Origin of the sequence: Streptomyces sp. NPDC002573 (genome assembly GCF_042889625.1) — a bacterium.
GTDB lineage: Bacteria > Actinomycetota > Actinomycetes > Streptomycetales > Streptomycetaceae > Streptomyces > Streptomyces gibsoniae.
Map to the genome: position 1 here is coordinate 1 of NZ_JBIARC010000007.1, position 16,269 is coordinate 16,269.

Annotated in this window: 12 protein-coding genes and 1 pseudogene; 8 read left to right on the forward strand and 5 right to left on the reverse strand. The window is 71.7% G+C overall.

The annotated features are described in order from the left end of the window. Nucleotides 1-153: 153 nt before the first annotated feature. Complete coding sequence (locus tag ACFYX0_RS09140) at nucleotides 154-936, reverse strand: SDR family NAD(P)-dependent oxidoreductase (protein WP_388968252.1); 783 nt, start codon at nucleotides 934-936, stop codon at nucleotides 154-156. 103 nt (nucleotides 937-1,039) lie between these two features. On the opposite strand from ACFYX0_RS09140, the gene ACFYX0_RS09145 reads away from it, so the two are divergent. Together ACFYX0_RS09145 and ACFYX0_RS09150 are read left to right on the forward strand one after the other, a co-directional pair. Continuing rightward, complete coding sequence (locus ACFYX0_RS09145; protein WP_388968256.1) at nucleotides 1,040-1,633, forward strand: TetR/AcrR family transcriptional regulator; 594 nt, start codon at nucleotides 1,040-1,042, stop codon at nucleotides 1,631-1,633. A gap of 740 nt (nucleotides 1,634-2,373) precedes the next feature. Further along, nucleotides 2,374-2,496 (forward strand): annotated as a pseudogene (locus ACFYX0_RS09150) (alpha/beta hydrolase); the annotation flags it as partial. Nucleotides 2,497-2,665: 169 nt separating this feature from the next. Here ACFYX0_RS09150 and ACFYX0_RS09155 read toward each other — a convergent pair. Then, nucleotides 2,666-4,117: a WGR domain-containing protein gene (locus ACFYX0_RS09155; protein ID WP_388968260.1), complete on the reverse strand. Its 1,452-nt coding sequence runs from the start codon at nucleotides 4,115-4,117 to the stop codon at nucleotides 2,666-2,668. 88 nt (nucleotides 4,118-4,205) lie between these two features. Further along, nucleotides 4,206-4,679: a hypothetical protein gene (locus tag ACFYX0_RS09160; protein WP_388968263.1), complete on the reverse strand. Its 474-nt coding sequence runs from the start codon at nucleotides 4,677-4,679 to the stop codon at nucleotides 4,206-4,208. Nucleotides 4,680-4,990: 311 nt separating this feature from the next. Between ACFYX0_RS09160 and ACFYX0_RS09165 the strand changes: the two genes are divergently transcribed. Further along, nucleotides 4,991-6,394, forward strand: coding sequence for an amino acid permease (locus ACFYX0_RS09165; protein ID WP_355923030.1), 1,404 nt, complete (start codon nucleotides 4,991-4,993; stop codon nucleotides 6,392-6,394). A gap of 68 nt (nucleotides 6,395-6,462) precedes the next feature. On the opposite strand, the gene ACFYX0_RS09170 is transcribed toward ACFYX0_RS09165, so the two are convergent. Next, complete coding sequence (locus ACFYX0_RS09170; protein WP_388968775.1) at nucleotides 6,463-7,359, reverse strand: RNA polymerase sigma-70 factor; 897 nt, start codon at nucleotides 7,357-7,359, stop codon at nucleotides 6,463-6,465. A gap of 29 nt (nucleotides 7,360-7,388) precedes the next feature. After that, nucleotides 7,389-8,594, reverse strand: coding sequence for an NAD(P)/FAD-dependent oxidoreductase (locus ACFYX0_RS09175; protein WP_388968266.1), 1,206 nt, complete (start codon nucleotides 8,592-8,594; stop codon nucleotides 7,389-7,391). Between the two features lie 585 nt (nucleotides 8,595-9,179). On the opposite strand from ACFYX0_RS09175, the gene ACFYX0_RS09180 reads away from it, so the two are divergent. The 5 genes from ACFYX0_RS09180 to ACFYX0_RS09200 all read left to right on the forward strand — a co-directional run bounded on the left by ACFYX0_RS09180 (nucleotide 9,180) and on the right by ACFYX0_RS09200 (nucleotide 16,266). Further along, nucleotides 9,180-11,324, forward strand: coding sequence for a hypothetical protein (locus ACFYX0_RS09180; protein ID WP_388968269.1), 2,145 nt, complete (start codon nucleotides 9,180-9,182; stop codon nucleotides 11,322-11,324). Between the two features lie 85 nt (nucleotides 11,325-11,409). Then, nucleotides 11,410-13,005: a GT4 family glycosyltransferase PelF gene (gene pelF / locus ACFYX0_RS09185; protein WP_388968272.1), complete on the forward strand. Its 1,596-nt coding sequence runs from the start codon at nucleotides 11,410-11,412 to the stop codon at nucleotides 13,003-13,005. Further along, entirely contained in the window at nucleotides 13,002-14,414 is a 1,413-nt protein-coding gene (locus ACFYX0_RS09190) for a hypothetical protein (protein ID WP_388968275.1), read from the forward strand. The genes pelF and ACFYX0_RS09190 overlap by 4 nt, the downstream gene beginning before the upstream one ends. A gap of 94 nt (nucleotides 14,415-14,508) precedes the next feature. Then, the gene (locus tag ACFYX0_RS09195; RefSeq protein ID WP_388968278.1) at nucleotides 14,509-15,510 is read left to right on the forward strand and encodes a GDP-mannose 4,6-dehydratase; all 1,002 of its coding nucleotides are present in this window, start codon (nucleotides 14,509-14,511) and stop codon (nucleotides 15,508-15,510) included. A 42-nt stretch (nucleotides 15,511-15,552) separates the two neighbouring features. Next, entirely contained in the window at nucleotides 15,553-16,266 is a 714-nt protein-coding gene (locus tag ACFYX0_RS09200; protein ID WP_388968281.1) for an NDP-sugar synthase, read from the forward strand. The last annotated feature ends 3 nt before the right edge of the window (nucleotides 16,267-16,269 follow it).

Sequence of the window (16,269 nt, forward strand, 5' to 3'; positions counted from 1 at the left end):
CGACAGCTGAACGGGAACCCGTCCTCCGCGTGCCCCGTCGGTGTCGAGTGGCGGGGGGGGGGGGGGGGGGGGGGGGGGGGGCCCGCCCCCCCCCCCCCCCCCCCCCCCCCCGCCGCCGTGTCGTTCAGAGGTGTCGTGCGCGCTGTGAAGCGGTCAGGCCTTGAGCGCACGGCCCGCGACCGCGAGGACCACTCGGCGCGGCGCAAACCTGGACGACAGTACCGACAGGCGATTGCCCAGCCCCACGACCACGCTCGGCGGAGTATTGCCGCGCTCCAGGGCGCGGCGGGTCGCCGTCACCACCTGCGTGGCCGTGGCGACGCGCCCCACCATCGCATCGCGGCTGCCGACCACGTCGAAGAACTCGGTGCTGACGGGCCCGGGCGACACGGCGAGCACGCGCAGCGAGGAGCGGCGGGTCTCGTAGGCCAGAGCCTCCGTCAGGTTCAGCACGAACGCCTTGGTGGCGCCGTAGACCGCCATGGCCGGGGTGGGCTGGTAGGCGGCGGTGCTCGCCACCGTCACCAGGGCGCCCCGGCCGTCGGCCATCAGCTCGGGCAGGAAGACCCGGGACAGGTCGGCGACCGCCCCGATGTTGAGCTGGACCATGCGGGAGATCTCCTCCGGCTCCTGCTCCACGAACGCCCCGTGGCTGCCGAAGCCGGCGTTGTTGATCAGCGTCCGCACGGTGATGCCACGCGATGCGAGTTCCGCCTTCAGATCCGCGGCGGCTCCCGGCCGGGCAAGGTCCGCGGCGATGGGCGTCGCGGTGATTCCGTGGTTCTTCTCCAGCTCGATGGCGAGCTCGTGGAGCCGGTCGAGGCGGCGGGCGACGAGGACGACGTCGGCACCTCGCTCGGCCCACTGCCGGGCGAACTCCTCGCCCAGTCCCGAGCTGGCGCCGGTGATCAGGGCCGTCGTGGATCGATAGGACATTTTGGACATCGTCGGGTGCTCCGCTCCCTTGCCGCGACATGCGGGACAATCAATGTAGGCAAGTTCATACATTGTAGTCAACCGCCAACATTGAGGAGGCGCTGTGCCCGAGGGCTCCTACCATCACGGCAACCTGAGAGCCGCCCTACTGGAACGGGCCGAGGCCGTTCTGACCGAGTCCGGAGCCGTCGGGCTCTCCCTGCGCGGTCTCGCCCGCGACCTCGGCGTCAGTCATGCCGCACCGACTCGCCACTTCCGCGACCGCCAGGCCGTGCTGGACGCACTCGTGGTCAACGGCTTCACCGAGCTCAACGGGCGCCTGCGGGCGGCCGCGGACGAACCCGGACCGGTCGAACAGCGGCTGATCGCGCTCGGACGGGCGTACCTGGGCTTCGCCGTGGAGCGCGCCGCCCTGCTCCAGCTGATGTTCACCGCGAAACACGAGGAGCAGTCCAGCCAGGAACTGCGCGAACTCGGCCACCAGGCCCTGGAGATAGCCGCCCACCTGATCACCGAGGCACAGCGGAACGGCATCGTCCGTACCGGCGATCCCGCCCGACTGGCCCAGATCGCCTTCTCCACCGTGCACGGGCTGGCCACCCTGGCCGTCGGCGGACTGCTCGACGACACGCCTCTGGACGAGGCCACCGATCTCGCGCTGCAGGTGCTGCTGGCGGGCCTGCGGGCCACACCGTAGGCAGCGGAAGGACGAGGTTCGGCCGGGCCTACCCGCGCGGGCAGGCCGGACCCGGCGGCTACGACCCTTCAGGGCACGGTGTCTGCCGCCGCCCTCGCCGACGGCACGCCCGCCGTCGGCAACGACCTCGTGACGAGCGTCACACCCACTCAGCCCGCCCGGAGAACGCACCCATCCCTTCCCGGCCATGCGGCGGAACCGGGAGGCCGGGGTACGCCAGCACGTGCGTCACGTGGTGGCCAGCCGCGACATCACTCTCTCGGAGATGGACGTCACCAACACCCCTGGGGCCGCCAACCCCTGCCCGCCGACCCTCGTCTGGCTCATGTTCCGGCAGAACAGACGAGTGCGAACGCTCCGCGTGATCTTTCCCGAGCCGCCGAGGCGAGCGACGCTGGCATGGACGGCAGGGCGGCTCGCGTCACCTGACGCGGTTGCCACCCCCGCGAAAATCACGTGACGCACGTCATATCTTCGCGATCGAACTTTCGCTTCGCTCGCGCATCTTGTCGGTGTTCATCGGACCGCCTTCAAGATCGGGAGGCCACCTGAAGGAGCCCGAGCGGTTCGCCGGTGCGGGTCGCCGCATTCGTGACCGCGCGGCATGGTTCCGCTGCCTGAACACCCGAGGGCCGCGCATTCGGGCCCGAAGGACCCTGGAGGAATCATGAGCGACAACGCATCGCACGGGAGTGTCGTGCTCGTCCACGGAAGTTTCGTGGACGGCTCCGGCTGGGACCCTGGTCGGCCACTCCTACGGCGGGGCGGTGATCACCGAGGCGGGCAACCACGAGAAGGTGACGTCGCTGGTGTACATCGCCGCGTTCGCCCCGGACAAGGGCGAGTCAGTGAGCACCCTGATCAAGCAGGCGGCGCGTCACTGACCGCAGCACAGGACCGATCCCGGCGGCGTCCGCCGATCGAGCCACCACGGCCGGTCGGCGGGCGCCGAGGGCGCCGACCGCTGGCCGCTGGCCGACGACGACCTGCGGTCATCGGCTGAAGCAGCTGAACCATCGGTGCCCGCCCCGGTCACAGCAGCCGCCGGATGTCACCGCGGACGCGGTAGAAGCCGCCGGCCGCCGCGTGCAGCGCGTCCACGACATAGCGGGCCCCGGGCTCCCGTATCGCGCGCGGGAACTGGACGTTCCAGGACGTGTCATAGCCCTCGGACACCACATGCACACGCATGCGCCCGCTCTCCTGGACGCACTCGACGACGACCGCCCCGGTGGGGGCGTGGGCGACGGTGGCCACCGCGCCGACGGCCGTGGCAGGCGCGTAGGTCGGCAGGGCCGCGGCGAGCTTGATGTCCCGCGCCACCGGCACCGTGCCCTGCTGCGCCGCGGCGATGGCAGCCTCGCTCGCGTCCACGCACACCAGCGAGCCTGCCGTGGTCACCAGGTACAGCCGCTCGTCGCGGTACTGCATCGACAGCGCCGAACCGTCGCCCGTGCCGAGCTTCCACAGGCGTGTGCCGTCCTGGTCGAAGCAGTAGACGGACGACGCCGAGTCGCCGGCGAAGACGAACCGCCCACCCGGCGAGGTGGCGCACGAGTACACCGAACTGTCGCAGGTGTACGTGGCCTCGATCGCGCCTGTCGTCTTGGACAGCCGCTGGACCACGTGGTGGGTGGTTCCCGCGTACACGGTGCCGTCCTCCTGCCAGCCGAACAGGACGCCGCCCCGGGTCAGCGTGTGCCACAGCTCGCCGCCGCCGTCGGGCGCGTAGGCGGTGACGCCCCGCTGGTGTCCGTGGTAGACGGCACGGTCGTCGGCGCGGACCATCCAGGCGTGCTCGCCCTGGCTGCGGCGGGCCCACTGGTGTTCGTCCTCGTGGTCGATGACGGTGAGCCGGCCGGCGCGGTCCGAGACGTTCAGGATGCCCTCGTGGATGTCCAGCCAGAAGATGTCGACGTCCGCGGCGATGTCGTACGCCGCGAACGGCAGCTTCGAGGACAGGTCGTAGACCCTGCCGTCGTCGCAGCCCGCGTAGATCCAGAAGTCGTCGGCGACCAGGCACTTCACGCCGTCCGGCAGGCTGAACCGGGCGAGGAGGCCACCCTCGTGATCCAGGGTGTAGACGTCGCCCGCCTGGTTGCCGACCCAGCAGCGCTCGTCGTCGACATGGATACCGAACGCCGAGGAACCGGTGCGGAACCGCCACAGCACGGGAGCGACCGCGCGGGCGGTGGAGGGGGCCGAGGCCACCTGACGCCGGGTCACCGACCGCGGGGCGCGCTGTCCCGGAACGGCGGGGGCATACCCCTTGCGGACCTTCTCCCCGACCTTCTTCGCGGCAGCGCTCCGCGCCTTCTCCGCCGTCGCGAACGTCGTCGTCTGCGTCTGTCCCGCGGCACCGATCCGTCCGTACCGCACCGTCACCACCAGGCCGTCGACGGTCACTTCGTAGAACTTGTGCGCGCCGTCACCCTCTTGCGACAGCTCCAGATACGTCGTCGACACCGTGGAACCGGTAGACATGGCAGACCCCTCCCCAGGACGGACCCACGGCCTCTCCGGCAGGTCCCAGTGATCAAACCGTAGGACGAGCCACTGACAATCGGCGCCGTCAGACGGCCGGGTCCCGCTCCGGGCGGTCCTCCGGCACGAGGGCCGCCGCGGCGCAGCCGACCGCGGCCAGTGCGAAGCCCAGCACGGCCGGGTTGACGTAGCCGGGAACGGACTCGGCCGCGTACCGTCCGCCGTGCTTCGTCTCGCAGACGAACCGGAGGGGTACGTAGTCGACGGTGTAGTCCACGACGGTCAGCGCCCGCTCCCATCGGCCCGGCGTGCGGCAGGGCCGTAGCGGGGACGAGTCGGTGCCGCCGTCCTCGGCATCCACGACCGCCAGGGCGATCAGGAGCAGGCCCCATGTGTAGAGGGCGGCCGCGACCCCGCCGAGGAGAGAGGCACCACTGCGGAACCATGTCCGGCGGTCGGCACCTCGGAGGCCGACTCTGCCGAGGGTGCCGAGGCCATGACCGGCGAGGGCGAAGGGAACGACCAATCCGGCCGGGATGAGCAGCAGGAGCAGGAACGCCATCACCCGACCCCACCAGCGTGAGGCGACCGACGGCCGTGACTGAGGCCACAGTTCCGGCAGCAGAAGTGTCACAGCTCACCCGGGAGTCCCGGCCGGTTCGTCACAGCCGGCAGACCCCGGGCGCCCAGGCATGCACCAGGCAGGCCGCTGGACGATTCCCGGCCGAGAGCCCGTGGCAGCGTGCCTTTTGCGGCTCTCGACGAGACCCACAGGACAAAAACGTGCGATTTGGAGTGATGTCGTCTCATGCCGGACCATGGGCCCCGGCCCGGCGATCCCGGGCACCTGTTCGAGAGAGGCAGCACCACCCTATGCACGACACCGGAACCGTCCCGCAGTCGGCTCCGGCCCCGCGAGAGGCCCCCGCGGTTCCCTCCCCCGCCGAGGACCCCACCGGCGACACCGGCAGACACGCCCGGCGCTTCGGGCTGCCCGTCGCCACCGCACTGGTCATGGGCAACATCATCGGCGGCGGGATCTTCCTGCTCCCGGCCTCCGTCGCCCCGTACGGCACGGTCAGCCTGATCGCCTTCGGCGTCCTGACCGTCGGCGCCATCGCCCTCGCCCTGGTCTTCGGGCGGCTCGCCGAGCGCGACCCGCGCACCGGCGGACCCTATGTCTACGCCCGCGAGGCCTTCGGTGACTTCGCCGGCTTCCTCGCCGCCTGGGCGTACTGGATCACCACCTGGGTGTCGAACGCGGCGCTCGCTGTCGCCGCCGTCGGCTACCTCGACGTGCTGATCCCGGTCAACCACCACCGCTGGAGCGCATGTCTGGCCGCCCTCGCCCTGCAGTGGCTGCCCGCGCTCGCCAACTTCGCGGGCACCCGCTACGTCGGCGCGGTCCAACTCGTCTCCACCGTGCTGAAGTTCGTGCCGCTGCTGCTGGTCGCGGTCGGCGGGCTGTTCTTCTTCGACCCGCACAACCTCGGTCCGTTCCAGGCGAGCGGTGGCAGCGCGGTCGGAGCCGTGTCCGCCGCCGCCGCGGTCCTGCTGTTCTCCTACCTCGGTGTGGAGTCCGCGGCCGTCAGCGCTGGCGAGGTCAAGAACGCCCGGCGCAATGTCGGGCGCGCCACAGTCATCGGCACCACGGGCGCGGCGCTGGTCTATCTGCTGGGCACGCTGTCCGTCTTCGGCACGGTCGCGCACGACCGCCTGGTCCACTCCACCGCGCCCTTCTCGGACGCCGTGAACGCGATGTTCGGCGGCTCGTGGGGCGGCTGGGCCGTCGCGCTCGCCGCGCTCGTGTCGATGACCGGCTGCCTCAACGGCTGGACCCTGCTGAGCGCCCAGACGCCGTACGCCGCCGCGCAGGACGGGCTGTTCCCCGCCGCCTTCGCACGCCGTCGGCGAGGTGTGCCCACGTTCGGCGTCGCCGTCACCGTCGTGCTGGCCTCCCTGCTCACGATCTCCACCTACACCTCGGGCGCGGGCAAGGTCTTCGAGACCCTGGTCCTCGTCACCACCTTCACCGCGACCGTGCCGTATCTGCTGGCCACCGCCGCACAGCTCTTCCATCTGGTCTCCGGCCGGCGCGAGCGGGTCGACCGGGCGCGGCTGGTGCGGGACGCCGTGGTGGCGGCGGTCGCGGCCGCCTTCACCCTGTGGCTCGTCGCAGGCGCCGGGTACGCGGCGGTGTACCAGGGGGTTCTGTTCCTGTTCGCCGGGATCATCGTCTACGCGGTGATGGCGGCCCGCCGGCCCAAGTCGGGCTGATCGGCGAGGAAGGCCCGATCAGGTCAGGTCGGGCCGGGCCGCCCATCCACCGTCCCGGTCGGTACCGTTCATCGCGTTCGCTGTTCCGCGATGTCGTGAACGGTGCCGTCGGCGACGGCCTGGAGCTTGTCCGGGTTGGCCACATTGTGGATCGCGGTGATACGGCCGTCGGCGTCGAAATCGAAGGTGACCGTGGCGATCACCCGATCCGGTCCGCTGAACACGATGCCCGTTCCCCCGTTGATCTGGGCGAGTTCGGCGTTCATGTCGGCGGGCTCGACGCCCTGGTAGGTGACGGTGCCGATGGCCGCGAACCAGGCGGCCACCGTGGACGCGCCCACCACCGGGCGCAACGCCTGGCGTACCTTGCCGCCGCCGTCGGTCCACAGGGTGACGTCCGGGGACAGCAACTCCATCAGGGCGTTGACATCGCCCCCGGTCGCGGCGGCGAAGAACCGCTCGGTGACCTCGCGCTGCCGCGACCGGTCGGCGGTGAAGCGAGGCCGCCGGGCCCGCACATGTTCGCGGGCGCGGTGCACGGCCTGCCGCACCGCGGCCTCGGAACGCCCCACCGCCTCCGCGATCTCGGCATGGCTGAAGTCGAAGACCTCCTTCAGCACGAACACCGCGCGTTCGAGCGGGCTCAGTGTCTCCAGCACCACCAGCATCGCCATCGACACCGACTCCGTCACGGTGGCGGCCTCGGCGACATCCCCGCCGGTGAGGATGGGCTCCGGAAGCCAGGGCCCCACATAGGCCTCCCGCTGGTGCCGGGTCGAGCGCAGCCGTTCCAGCGCCAGGTTCGACACGATCCGCGTCAGATAGGCCTTGGGTTCGGCCACCTGCGAGCGGTCGGCGGCCGACCACTTGATCCAGGCGTCCTGGACCGCGTCCTCGGCGTCCGCCGCGCTGCCGAGGATGCGGTAGGCCACCGAGAACAGCAGATTGCGATGGCGGGTGAACACCTGCTGGTCGTTGGTCGGGGACGGGCCGGTCACTGTGCCTCCCGGTTCCGGGTGAAGCGTCCGCCGCGAGGCCAGAACGCGCCTGAGGAAGGCATCTTCTTCATACGGACCCATGTGGGCCAAGGGGAAGCGGTCACCGTCTCCTTGTAGCGTGCGGCCGTGCGACCGGTCAGGCAGAACCGTCGAGGGGTGTCGTCGGGCCGGGTGAACTGCACGACCGCATCGTGCCGGCCCAGGCTCACCGGCGTGTGGTAGTAGCCGAAGCGGAACGGCTTGGGCCGCTTGCCTTCCAGCGCGCGGAGGATCGCGAGCGCGGCGTGCACCCCACTGGGCATGCCGCTCTGGCAGGTGCCGTGCATGACGCCGTAGCGCTGGCGGATCGCGGCCGCGTCGCCCACGGCGTACACCTCGGGGTGCGACACCGACCGCAGCGTGGCGTCGGTGACGATGCGGCCGCGCTCATCGACGGCCAGCCCGGCGGCGGCCGCGAGCGGCGACACCCGCGTCCCGCTCGTCCCGAGGACCGCGTCGGCGGCCACGTGCTCGCCGCCGGCCAGCTCGACCCCGTCGGGCAGCACCTTGAGCACCTCGACCCCGGCGCGCACCTCCACCCCGAGGCGCTGGAGCGCCGACCGCAGATACGCCCCGGCCTTCGGGGTCATGGCCGCACCGGGATCGTGCCGGCCGAGCAGCACGACGTTGAGCTCGGGGTGCTGCTCGGCTATCTCGGCAGCCGCCTCGACGCCGGTCAGTCCGCTGCCGGCCGCCACGACCGTGCCGCTGCCGAGCCGCGCGAGCCGGTCGGCCAGCACCTTCGCGTCCCCGGTCGAGTTCAGGGTGTACGCATGCTCCTCGGCGCCCGGCAGGGCCGCGGTGTCGGCCACGCCGCCCAACGCGTACACCAGAGTGTCGTAGGGCAGTTCGCGCTCGCCGTCGATCCGCACGGTCTTCGCCTCCGCGTCCACCGCCGTCACCCAGCCGCGTACGAACAGTGCCCCCGTACCCTCCAGCAGCTCCGGGATGTTCATCTCGGCGAGTTGCTGTCCCGTCGCCGCCATATGGAGCCGAAGCCGTTCGGTGAACCGCTCCTGCGCATCGACCAGGGTCACCCGCACGTCCTCGCGCCCGGTGACCCGGGCCGCGAGCTGGACGGCCGCGGACAGGCCCGCGTATCCCGCGCCCAGGATCACCACACGGTGCGTGGTCGCGGCGCCGGTTGTGTGTCGTGTGTTCATTCCTCCGCCTTCCTCCAACCGCTGCTGACGACCAGGAGATGGGAGCTGCCCGTCCATCTGTGACATGAGGGCGATGTGACGCGCGACACTGACGGCACGGGCTCACGGCGGGGGCCGGATATGCGCGGATGGCCGAGAACATCCCTCCGTACGCCCGGAGTCGTCCGGCATGTCGTGGGGCCCGCAGGTTTCGTATACTCCAATACCGCCCGGCCGCACCACCGTTGCCTGCGACCTGGCACCCACCGCGGTCTGGACCTCTGACACTCCGGCCGGCGGACCCCTGGGTCCGCCGGCGCGCCGCTCGGGTCCCGGACCAGCGCACGCGACCCCCGGCACACCCTCCCGGCCCGGGCGGCCCCGGTGCAGATGACGCTCAATTCCCTTGCTGGCATGCCGAGTTGGTCACCTTCGCTTTTCCGTCATGTTTCGCCGCACGACCACGAAAGCTACACAGGGCCATCACCATGTACGCGACGAGAGCGTCGACGACCGGCTTCTGAGGGGGCGCCGGCGTCGCGCCAGGGGGTGCGTCCGCTCCATGGGAGCTGTGCTCACCCCTGCCCGGGGAGGGGACTTCACCGCATGAAGCGGACCATACGCACCAGTGCGCTGACGGTGGGCGCGCTCATCGCCGCACTGGGCTTACCGGCCGGCGCGGCCCAGGCCGACACCGCAGCACCCCGTATCGACCTGCGGGTTCTGCTGGTGAGCGACGGCGGGCCGGCCACCGAGGCCATCGCGGCCGAACTGGACGCCGCGGGCACGCCGTACACCGAGATCGACCTCGTCCGCGCCGACCGGCCGGCCATCGACGCGGGCTTCCTCGCCGACACCGTGGACGGACGGCCCCGGGCCAAGTTCCAGGCCGTGGTCCTGCCCGACGACAACCCGTTCGCGGCGGGCTCCACCGAGATGGCGGCGCTCGCGGCCTACGAGCAGACGTACGGGATCCCGCAGGTCGACGCCTACACCTATGCGCGCCCCGAGGCCGGCCTGCAGTATCCGGCCTACGGCGGCTACTCCGGGAGCCTCGACGGCGTCCAGGCGCAGGTGACGGGCGCCGGCAAGGCAGGGCCCTTCGGCTATCTCGACGGAGCGGTGCCCTTCGAGGACAACTCACCCACCGTGAACGAGAGTTACGCCTACCTGTCGGCCCCCGCCGCAGGCGTGGACTTCACCCCGTACGTCGAAGCGCCCATCCCGGGCACGTCGAAGCGCGGGTCGCTGGTGGGCGAGTACCGGCACGACGGACGGCGCGAGCTCGTCGTCACCTTCGTCTACAACCAGTACCAGCAGCAGTTCCGGCTGCTGGCCCGCGGCATCGTGGAGTGGATGACCGGCGGAGTACACCTCGGGGCCTCCCGCAACTACTTCGCCGTGCACGTCGACGACGTCTTCGCCGCCGACGACCGCTGGGACACCCAGCTCAACTGCACACCGGGAGACGTCGACTGCACCAATGGCGGCGGCACGCCGAACCCGATCCGGATGACCTCCGCGGACGTCGACCACGCCACCGCCTGGCAGAACAGTCACCACTTCACCCTGGACATGGTCTTCAACGGCTCCGGCAGCGTGGACCAGCGCGAGGACAACAACGGCGTGGACCAGCTCGCCGACAGACTGATCGCCGACCGCGACCAGTTCCGCTGGATCAACCACACCTACACCCACGCCTTCCTCGGCTGCGAACAGGACACCACCGTGGTGCCCTGGAGATGCATCACCGGCGCCGACGGCAGCACCAAGTGGGTCAGCCGCACCACCATCTCCGACGAGATCGCGAACAACCGGGCCTGGGCACGCGCCGCCGGACTGCCGCTGGACGACAGCGAGTTGGTCACCGGTGAGCACTCGGGGATGAAGGTGCTGCCGCAGCAGCCCGACGACAACCCCGATCTCGCCCCCGCACTCGCCGACAACCACGTCACCTGGCTCGCCTCGGACAACTCACGTGAGCCCGGGCAGCGTTCCGTCGGCCCGGCCCTGACGGTCCCCCGCCACCCGATGAACATCTTCTACAACGCGGGCCACAAGGCCGAGCAGGTCGACGAGTACAACTGGCTGTACACCAGCCGTGCCCAGGGCGGAAGCGGCGTCTGCGAGGACCACCCGGACACCACCACCTGTCTGCCGGCGCCCCTGGACGCCGCCACCGGCTACAGCGGCTACATCGTCCCGATGGAGACCCGGATCGCCCTCGGCCATGTGCTGTCCAACGACCCCAAGCCGCACTTCATCCACCAGTCCAACCTCGCCGAGGACCGCATCGCCTACCCGGTCCTGAGCGGTGTCCTCGACGGGTACGACGCCCTGTTCGCGGACAACACCCCCGTGGTGAACCTCCGGATGAAGGACATCGGCACCGAGCTGCAGCGGCGCGCCGCCTGGCAGGCCGCTCTCCGGGCCGGCCAGGTCACCGCCTACCGCGTGGGCGACACCGTGACCGTCCAGGCGCCGAGCGGCGTGGCGGCCACCGCGACCCTGCCCACCGGCACCCAGCTGACCGGCAGCGCCTTCGGCTCGGCGTACGCGGGCGCGGTGTCCGGCTGGGCGCCCTCGTCCGGCACCCCGCTCACCCTCACCCTGCCGGCCTCCGCCGCGGCTCCGGCCACCCATGCCACCCGACTGGCCCCGGCCACCGGCCCCGCCCCCGACACCCGCGTCCCCGCGGGGGTCGAGCGACAGGTCCCCTTCACAGCGAAGCACTTCACAGCGAAGCACTGAACGGCGCACCGACCGAAGGTCCCGGCCGCCCACCGGCGGCCGGGACCGGCACGACCACCCCACACCTCGGCCGTGGAGCACATCGATGCACGTTCACCACGGCGCGCGACGCCCCGGCGCGACGCGCGTCACCCTGCTCACCGAAGGCACCTACCCTCACAGTCACGGCGGGGTCAGTGTCTGGTGCGACCAGCTCGTCCAGGGCATGCCCGACCTCGACTTCGACGTCGTCGCCGTCACCGGCACCGGACGGGAGCCCGTCGTGTGGGACCTGCCCGCCCAGGTCGCCGGCGTCCGGTCCGTCCCGATGTGGGGCGCCCCGCCCGAGGGGCGCGCACCGCGGGGCCGCGCTCGCAACCGGCTCGTCGCCGCCTATGAGCGGTTCCTGACCGCGCTGCTCGATCCCTGCGCCGAGGACGGCTTCGCCCCGGCTCTGTACGACCTGGCGCGGGCCGCGGCGGACGGGGCGCTCAGCCCGTTCCTGCGCGGCGACCGGGCGATCGCGATCCTGAGCGGGGTGTGGAACCGTCCTGGCCTGGCCGTGCGAGAGGCCCGCCCGACCCTGCACGACGCGCTGACCGCCACCGCTCTGCTGGAGCACGCACTGCGTCCCCTGGCCGCGCCGCCGCCGCGGGACGGTGTCGCGCACGCGGTCAGCGGTGGCGTGGCCGTCCTTCCGGGGCTGGCCGGGCTGGAACGGTACGGCGTTCCGCTGCTGTTGACCGAACACGGGGTCTATCTGCGGGAACGTTACCTCGGTTACCGCACCACCCCCTACCGCTGGCCCGTGAAGGCCGTCGTCCTCGGCTTCTTCCGGCTGCTGGCGGAGGAGAGCTACCGCCGGGCGGCCCTGATCACGCCGGGCAACCGCTACAACCGGCTGTGGGAGGAACAGGGCGGCGCCGCCCCGGAGTCCATCCGCACCGTGTACAACGGCGTGGACCCGGCCGCGTTCCCGCCGGCCGGACCCGAACCGGAGGTACCCACCCTCAGCTGGGCGGGCCGCGTCGACCCGATCAAGGACCTGGAGACCCTGATCCGCGCGTTCTCCGAGGTCCGGGAGCGCATACCCGAGGCCCGGCTCCGGCTGTTCGGCGGAACGCCCCGTGGCGGGGAGGCCTACCGGGAGCGGTGCGAGGCGCTGGCGGCCGGACTCGGGCACGCGGACGCCGTCACCTTCGAGGGCCGGGTCGACGACATCAAGGACGCCTACGCGGCCGGCAACGTCGTGATGCTCTCCAGCATCAGCGAGGGCTTTCCGTTCACCCTGATCGAGGCCATGTCGTGCGGCCGGGCGACCGTCTCCACCGACGTCGGCGGGGTGCGGGAGGCCGTCGGCGACACCGGGCTCGTGGTGCCACCGCGCGATCCGGCAGCCATGGCCGCGGCCGCGCTGGAGCTGCTGGGCGCGCCCGGGCGCCGCCGGGCGATGGGCGAGGCGGCGCGGCTACGGGTGATCGAGCGGTTCACCCTGCGGCAGACCATCGACACCTTCCGTGCCATCTACCTGGAACTGGCGACGCTCCCCCGCACCTCGCCGACGTACACGTCCATGTCCACGCCCCCGTCCCCGCCTCCGTCCGAGCCCGCGACGGTGCCCACGTCCACGCTTCCGGACGCGGTGCCCGGCGCGGACGCCCCGGCCTCGGTGGCCGCCGACGCGAGGAGCCTGGCCGGATGAGCGGGCCGATGGCACTGGAGCCGGGCGGGACGGAACAGGACACTCTGGCCCTGCGGTTGGCCGGAACCAGCAGGCGTTCGCCGCGTTCCCGCCCGGCCGACGACGGCACGCTCACGCTGCGGCTGCCGGGGCACGGCCCGGACGAGGAGGCGGTCAGCCGACTGGCCGCCGAACTGGCCGAGCGCATCGGTCCCGCGGTGCATCCCTACGAGGTCGCCGCGCTGCTGGAGGCGGAGGGCCTGTCCGCCGACGTGATCAGAGAGCGGTACGGACACCCCAACCTGTTCTCGCTCGCCGCCGCGCTCTACGAGCGGGTGCCACGGGTCTTTCCCGAGCCCGGTCCGGCACCCGACCCCTGGCGTCCGAACACTGTGCGCTGTCTGCTGCGGGGCGCGCTGTTCGCGCTGCCGGGGCTGGCCTATCTGCTCACCGCACCCCTGTGGCACCCCGGCCGGTATGCCGCCGTGCTCGTCGTGGCCGGACTGGCGTCCTGGGCTTGGGGGCAGGCGCTGGGCCACCGCGCGCATCTGCGGATGGCGGCCGGGCGCCGGGAGGCCGGGCGGACGCTCCTGATCGGCGCGCCGACAGGGGCGGCGCTGGCCACGGCACTCGCCGCCCTGCCCGCCGGGGGCGGTCCGGTCACACTGGCGGCGGCCGCGCAGTCGCTGTACCTGGCGGCGGCGGGCGTCCTGCTGGTGCTGGGCCGCGAACGACTGCTGCTGGCCGCGCTGTCACCGCTGGCCGCCGGTACGGCCGTACTCCCGTGGTGGGAGCCGGGCGCACCGCTGCGGGTCGGCCTGCCGATGCTGGCGCTGGCCGGGACGCTGACCGCCGCAGGACTGGCCTTGGGCCAGGTCCTCACCACCCCGCCCACGGCCGGCGCCGACCGACCGCGGCTGCTGTCGTCGCTGCCGTACGGCCTGTTCGGACTGGCCGCCGGCACGCTGGTGCTGCTGGAGGGGCGACGGGAGCCGTACGCGGTGATCGTGCTGACCGTGAGCATGGGGCCGGCGGAATGGCTGCTGTACCGCTACCGAGGACTGTCGGTCTCCGCAATGCGCGCGGCCGCGACGCCCGCCGGTTTCCTGCTGCGCTCGGCGGGCGTCCTCGCCCTGTGTCTCCTCGGCTACGTGCTGCCGTTGCTGCCCGCCGCCCTGCTGACCGGGGCCGAGCCGACCGCGCTGCTGCTGCTCGCGGCCACCCTGTGGACCGCGCTGCTGCTCCAGGCGTTCGGGGTGGCCTGGCCGTCGGCGGTGATCTGTCTCGCGGCCGCGGCCGCCGCCGGGGCGGTCACGCTGCTGCGTCTGCCACCGGGCCCGGTGATCCTGCCGCTCGGGTGCGGCGCCGCCGCGCTGTGTCTGGCGGCGTGCGCGCTGCGCCTGCTCGGACGGCCCGCCCCGCACGACTGATGAACCGGCCTGTGCGTGCCGCCGTACGGCAGCACCTGCCATGCCTGCCTCCGGGTGCACCAAACCCACCCAACCCATCGGAAGGACAAATGAGTTGACCTCCGCACCGCTTGCCGCCGTCACCGGAGCCGAGGGTTTCATCGGCTCCCATCTCACCGAGGCGCTGGTCGCCTCTGGGCACCGGGTCAGGGCCATGGTCCTGTACAACTCCTTCTCCTCCTACGGCTGGCTGGAGACCCTCGCCCCGGACGTCCTCGACCAGGTGGAGATCGTGCTGGGCGACGTCCGCGACCCCGGCTCGGTCCGCGGCCTGCTCGAAGGCGTCGATGCCGCCTACCACCTGGCCGCGCTCATCGCGATCCCGTACTCCTACCGGGCGCCGCACAGTTATGTGGACACCAATGTCACCGGCACGCTGAACGTGCTGGAGGCGGTGCGCGCCCTCGGCACGCCCAGGCTGGTGCACACCTCCACCAGCGAGACGTACGGCACCGCGCAGACCGTGCCCATCACCGAGGACCACCCCATCAACACCCAGTCCCCGTACGCCGCTTCGAAGGCGGGCGGGGACCGGCTGGCGGACAGCTACCACGCCAGCTTCGACACGCCGGTGGTGACGCTCAGACCGTTCAACACCTTCGGGCCGCGTCAGTCGATGCGCGCGGTGATCCCCACCGTCATCGGCCAGGTGGCGGCCGGGAAGCACACGATCACCCTCGGGGATCTGCGCCCCACGCGGGACTTCACCTTCGTCAAGGACACCGCGCAGGCGTTCCTCGCGGTGGGCGGCGCACCGGCCGAGCGGGTCGTGGGCCGTACCTTCAACGCCGGTACCGGCGGGGAGATCTCGGTGGGCGACCTCGTCGCGCTGATCGGCAAGGTGATGGACACCCCGCTGGACGTACGGGAGGACGAGGAACGCATACGGCCCGCGAACTCGGAGGTGATGCGGCTGGTCGCGGACGCCTCCCGGCTCGCCGCGGCGACGCGCTGGCGGCCCGCCCACACGCTGGAGGAAGGCCTCGCGCACACCGTGGCGTTCTTCCACGATCCGGCCAACCTCGCCCGCTACAAGACCGGCATCTACAACATCTGACCCCGACCGGCTCGTCGTCCCCCGGCACCAAGCAGGAGCCCCATGCACGCTGTGATCCTGGCGGGAGGCAAGGGCGTCCGGCTGCGCCCCTACACCACCGCGCTGCCCAAGCCGCTCGTCCCCATCGGCGACGAGCACGCCATCCTGGAGATCGTGCTGCGTCAGCTCGCCACGGCCGGTTTCACCCACTGCACCCTCGCCATCGGCCATCTCGGCGAGATCATCCGCGCCTACGTCGGTGACGGCTCCCAGTGGGGCATGACCGTCGACTACGCCACCGAGGAGAGCCCGCTCGGCACCATGGGCCCGCTGCTCAATCTGCGCGACCGGCTGCCCGAGACGTTCCTGGTGATGAACGGCGACGTCCTGACCGACCTGGACTACGCCGACGTACTGCGCACGCACCGGGACTCCGGCGCACCGCTGACCATCGCCACCTACGCCCGCAAGGTGCACATCGACTTCGGAGTGCTCACCACGGAGTCCAGCAAGGTCGTCGCCTTCACCGAGAAGCCCAGCATGGACTACCGCGTCTCCATAGGGGTCTACGGAGTGTCCCGGGAGACGCTCGACAGCTACACCCCCGGGCTGCCGCTGGGCTTCGACGAACTGGTCCTCGACCTGCTGACGGCTCAGCGGCCGCCGCACGCCTACGAGTTCGACGGCTACTGGCTGGACATCGGCCGCCCGGACGACTACGACCGGGCCAACGCCGAGTTCACCACCCGCAAGTCGCTTCTGCTCAAGGGAGCCTGAGCA

Excerpts from the sequence above, each read along its gene's own strand:
- pelF (WP_388968272.1), top strand. The coding sequence starts at position 11,410 with ATGCACGTTCACCACGGCGCGCGACGCCCCGGCGCGACGCGCGTCACC.
- ACFYX0_RS09155 (WP_388968260.1), bottom strand. The coding sequence starts at position 4,117 with ATGTCTACCGGTTCCACGGTGTCGACGACGTATCTGGAGCTGTCGCAA.
- ACFYX0_RS09160 (WP_388968263.1), bottom strand. The coding sequence starts at position 4,679 with ATGGCGTTCCTGCTCCTGCTGCTCATCCCGGCCGGATTGGTCGTTCCC.
- ACFYX0_RS09200 (WP_388968281.1), top strand. The coding sequence starts at position 15,553 with ATGCACGCTGTGATCCTGGCGGGAGGCAAGGGCGTCCGGCTGCGCCCC.
- ACFYX0_RS09180 (WP_388968269.1), top strand. The coding sequence starts at position 9,180 with ATGAAGCGGACCATACGCACCAGTGCGCTGACGGTGGGCGCGCTCATC.
- ACFYX0_RS09190 (WP_388968275.1), top strand. The coding sequence starts at position 13,002 with ATGAGCGGGCCGATGGCACTGGAGCCGGGCGGGACGGAACAGGACACT.
- ACFYX0_RS09175 (WP_388968266.1), bottom strand. The coding sequence starts at position 8,594 with ATGAACACACGACACACAACCGGCGCCGCGACCACGCACCGTGTGGTG.
- ACFYX0_RS09140 (WP_388968252.1), bottom strand. The coding sequence starts at position 936 with ATGTCCTATCGATCCACGACGGCCCTGATCACCGGCGCCAGCTCGGGA.
- ACFYX0_RS09165 (WP_355923030.1), top strand. The coding sequence starts at position 4,991 with ATGCACGACACCGGAACCGTCCCGCAGTCGGCTCCGGCCCCGCGAGAG.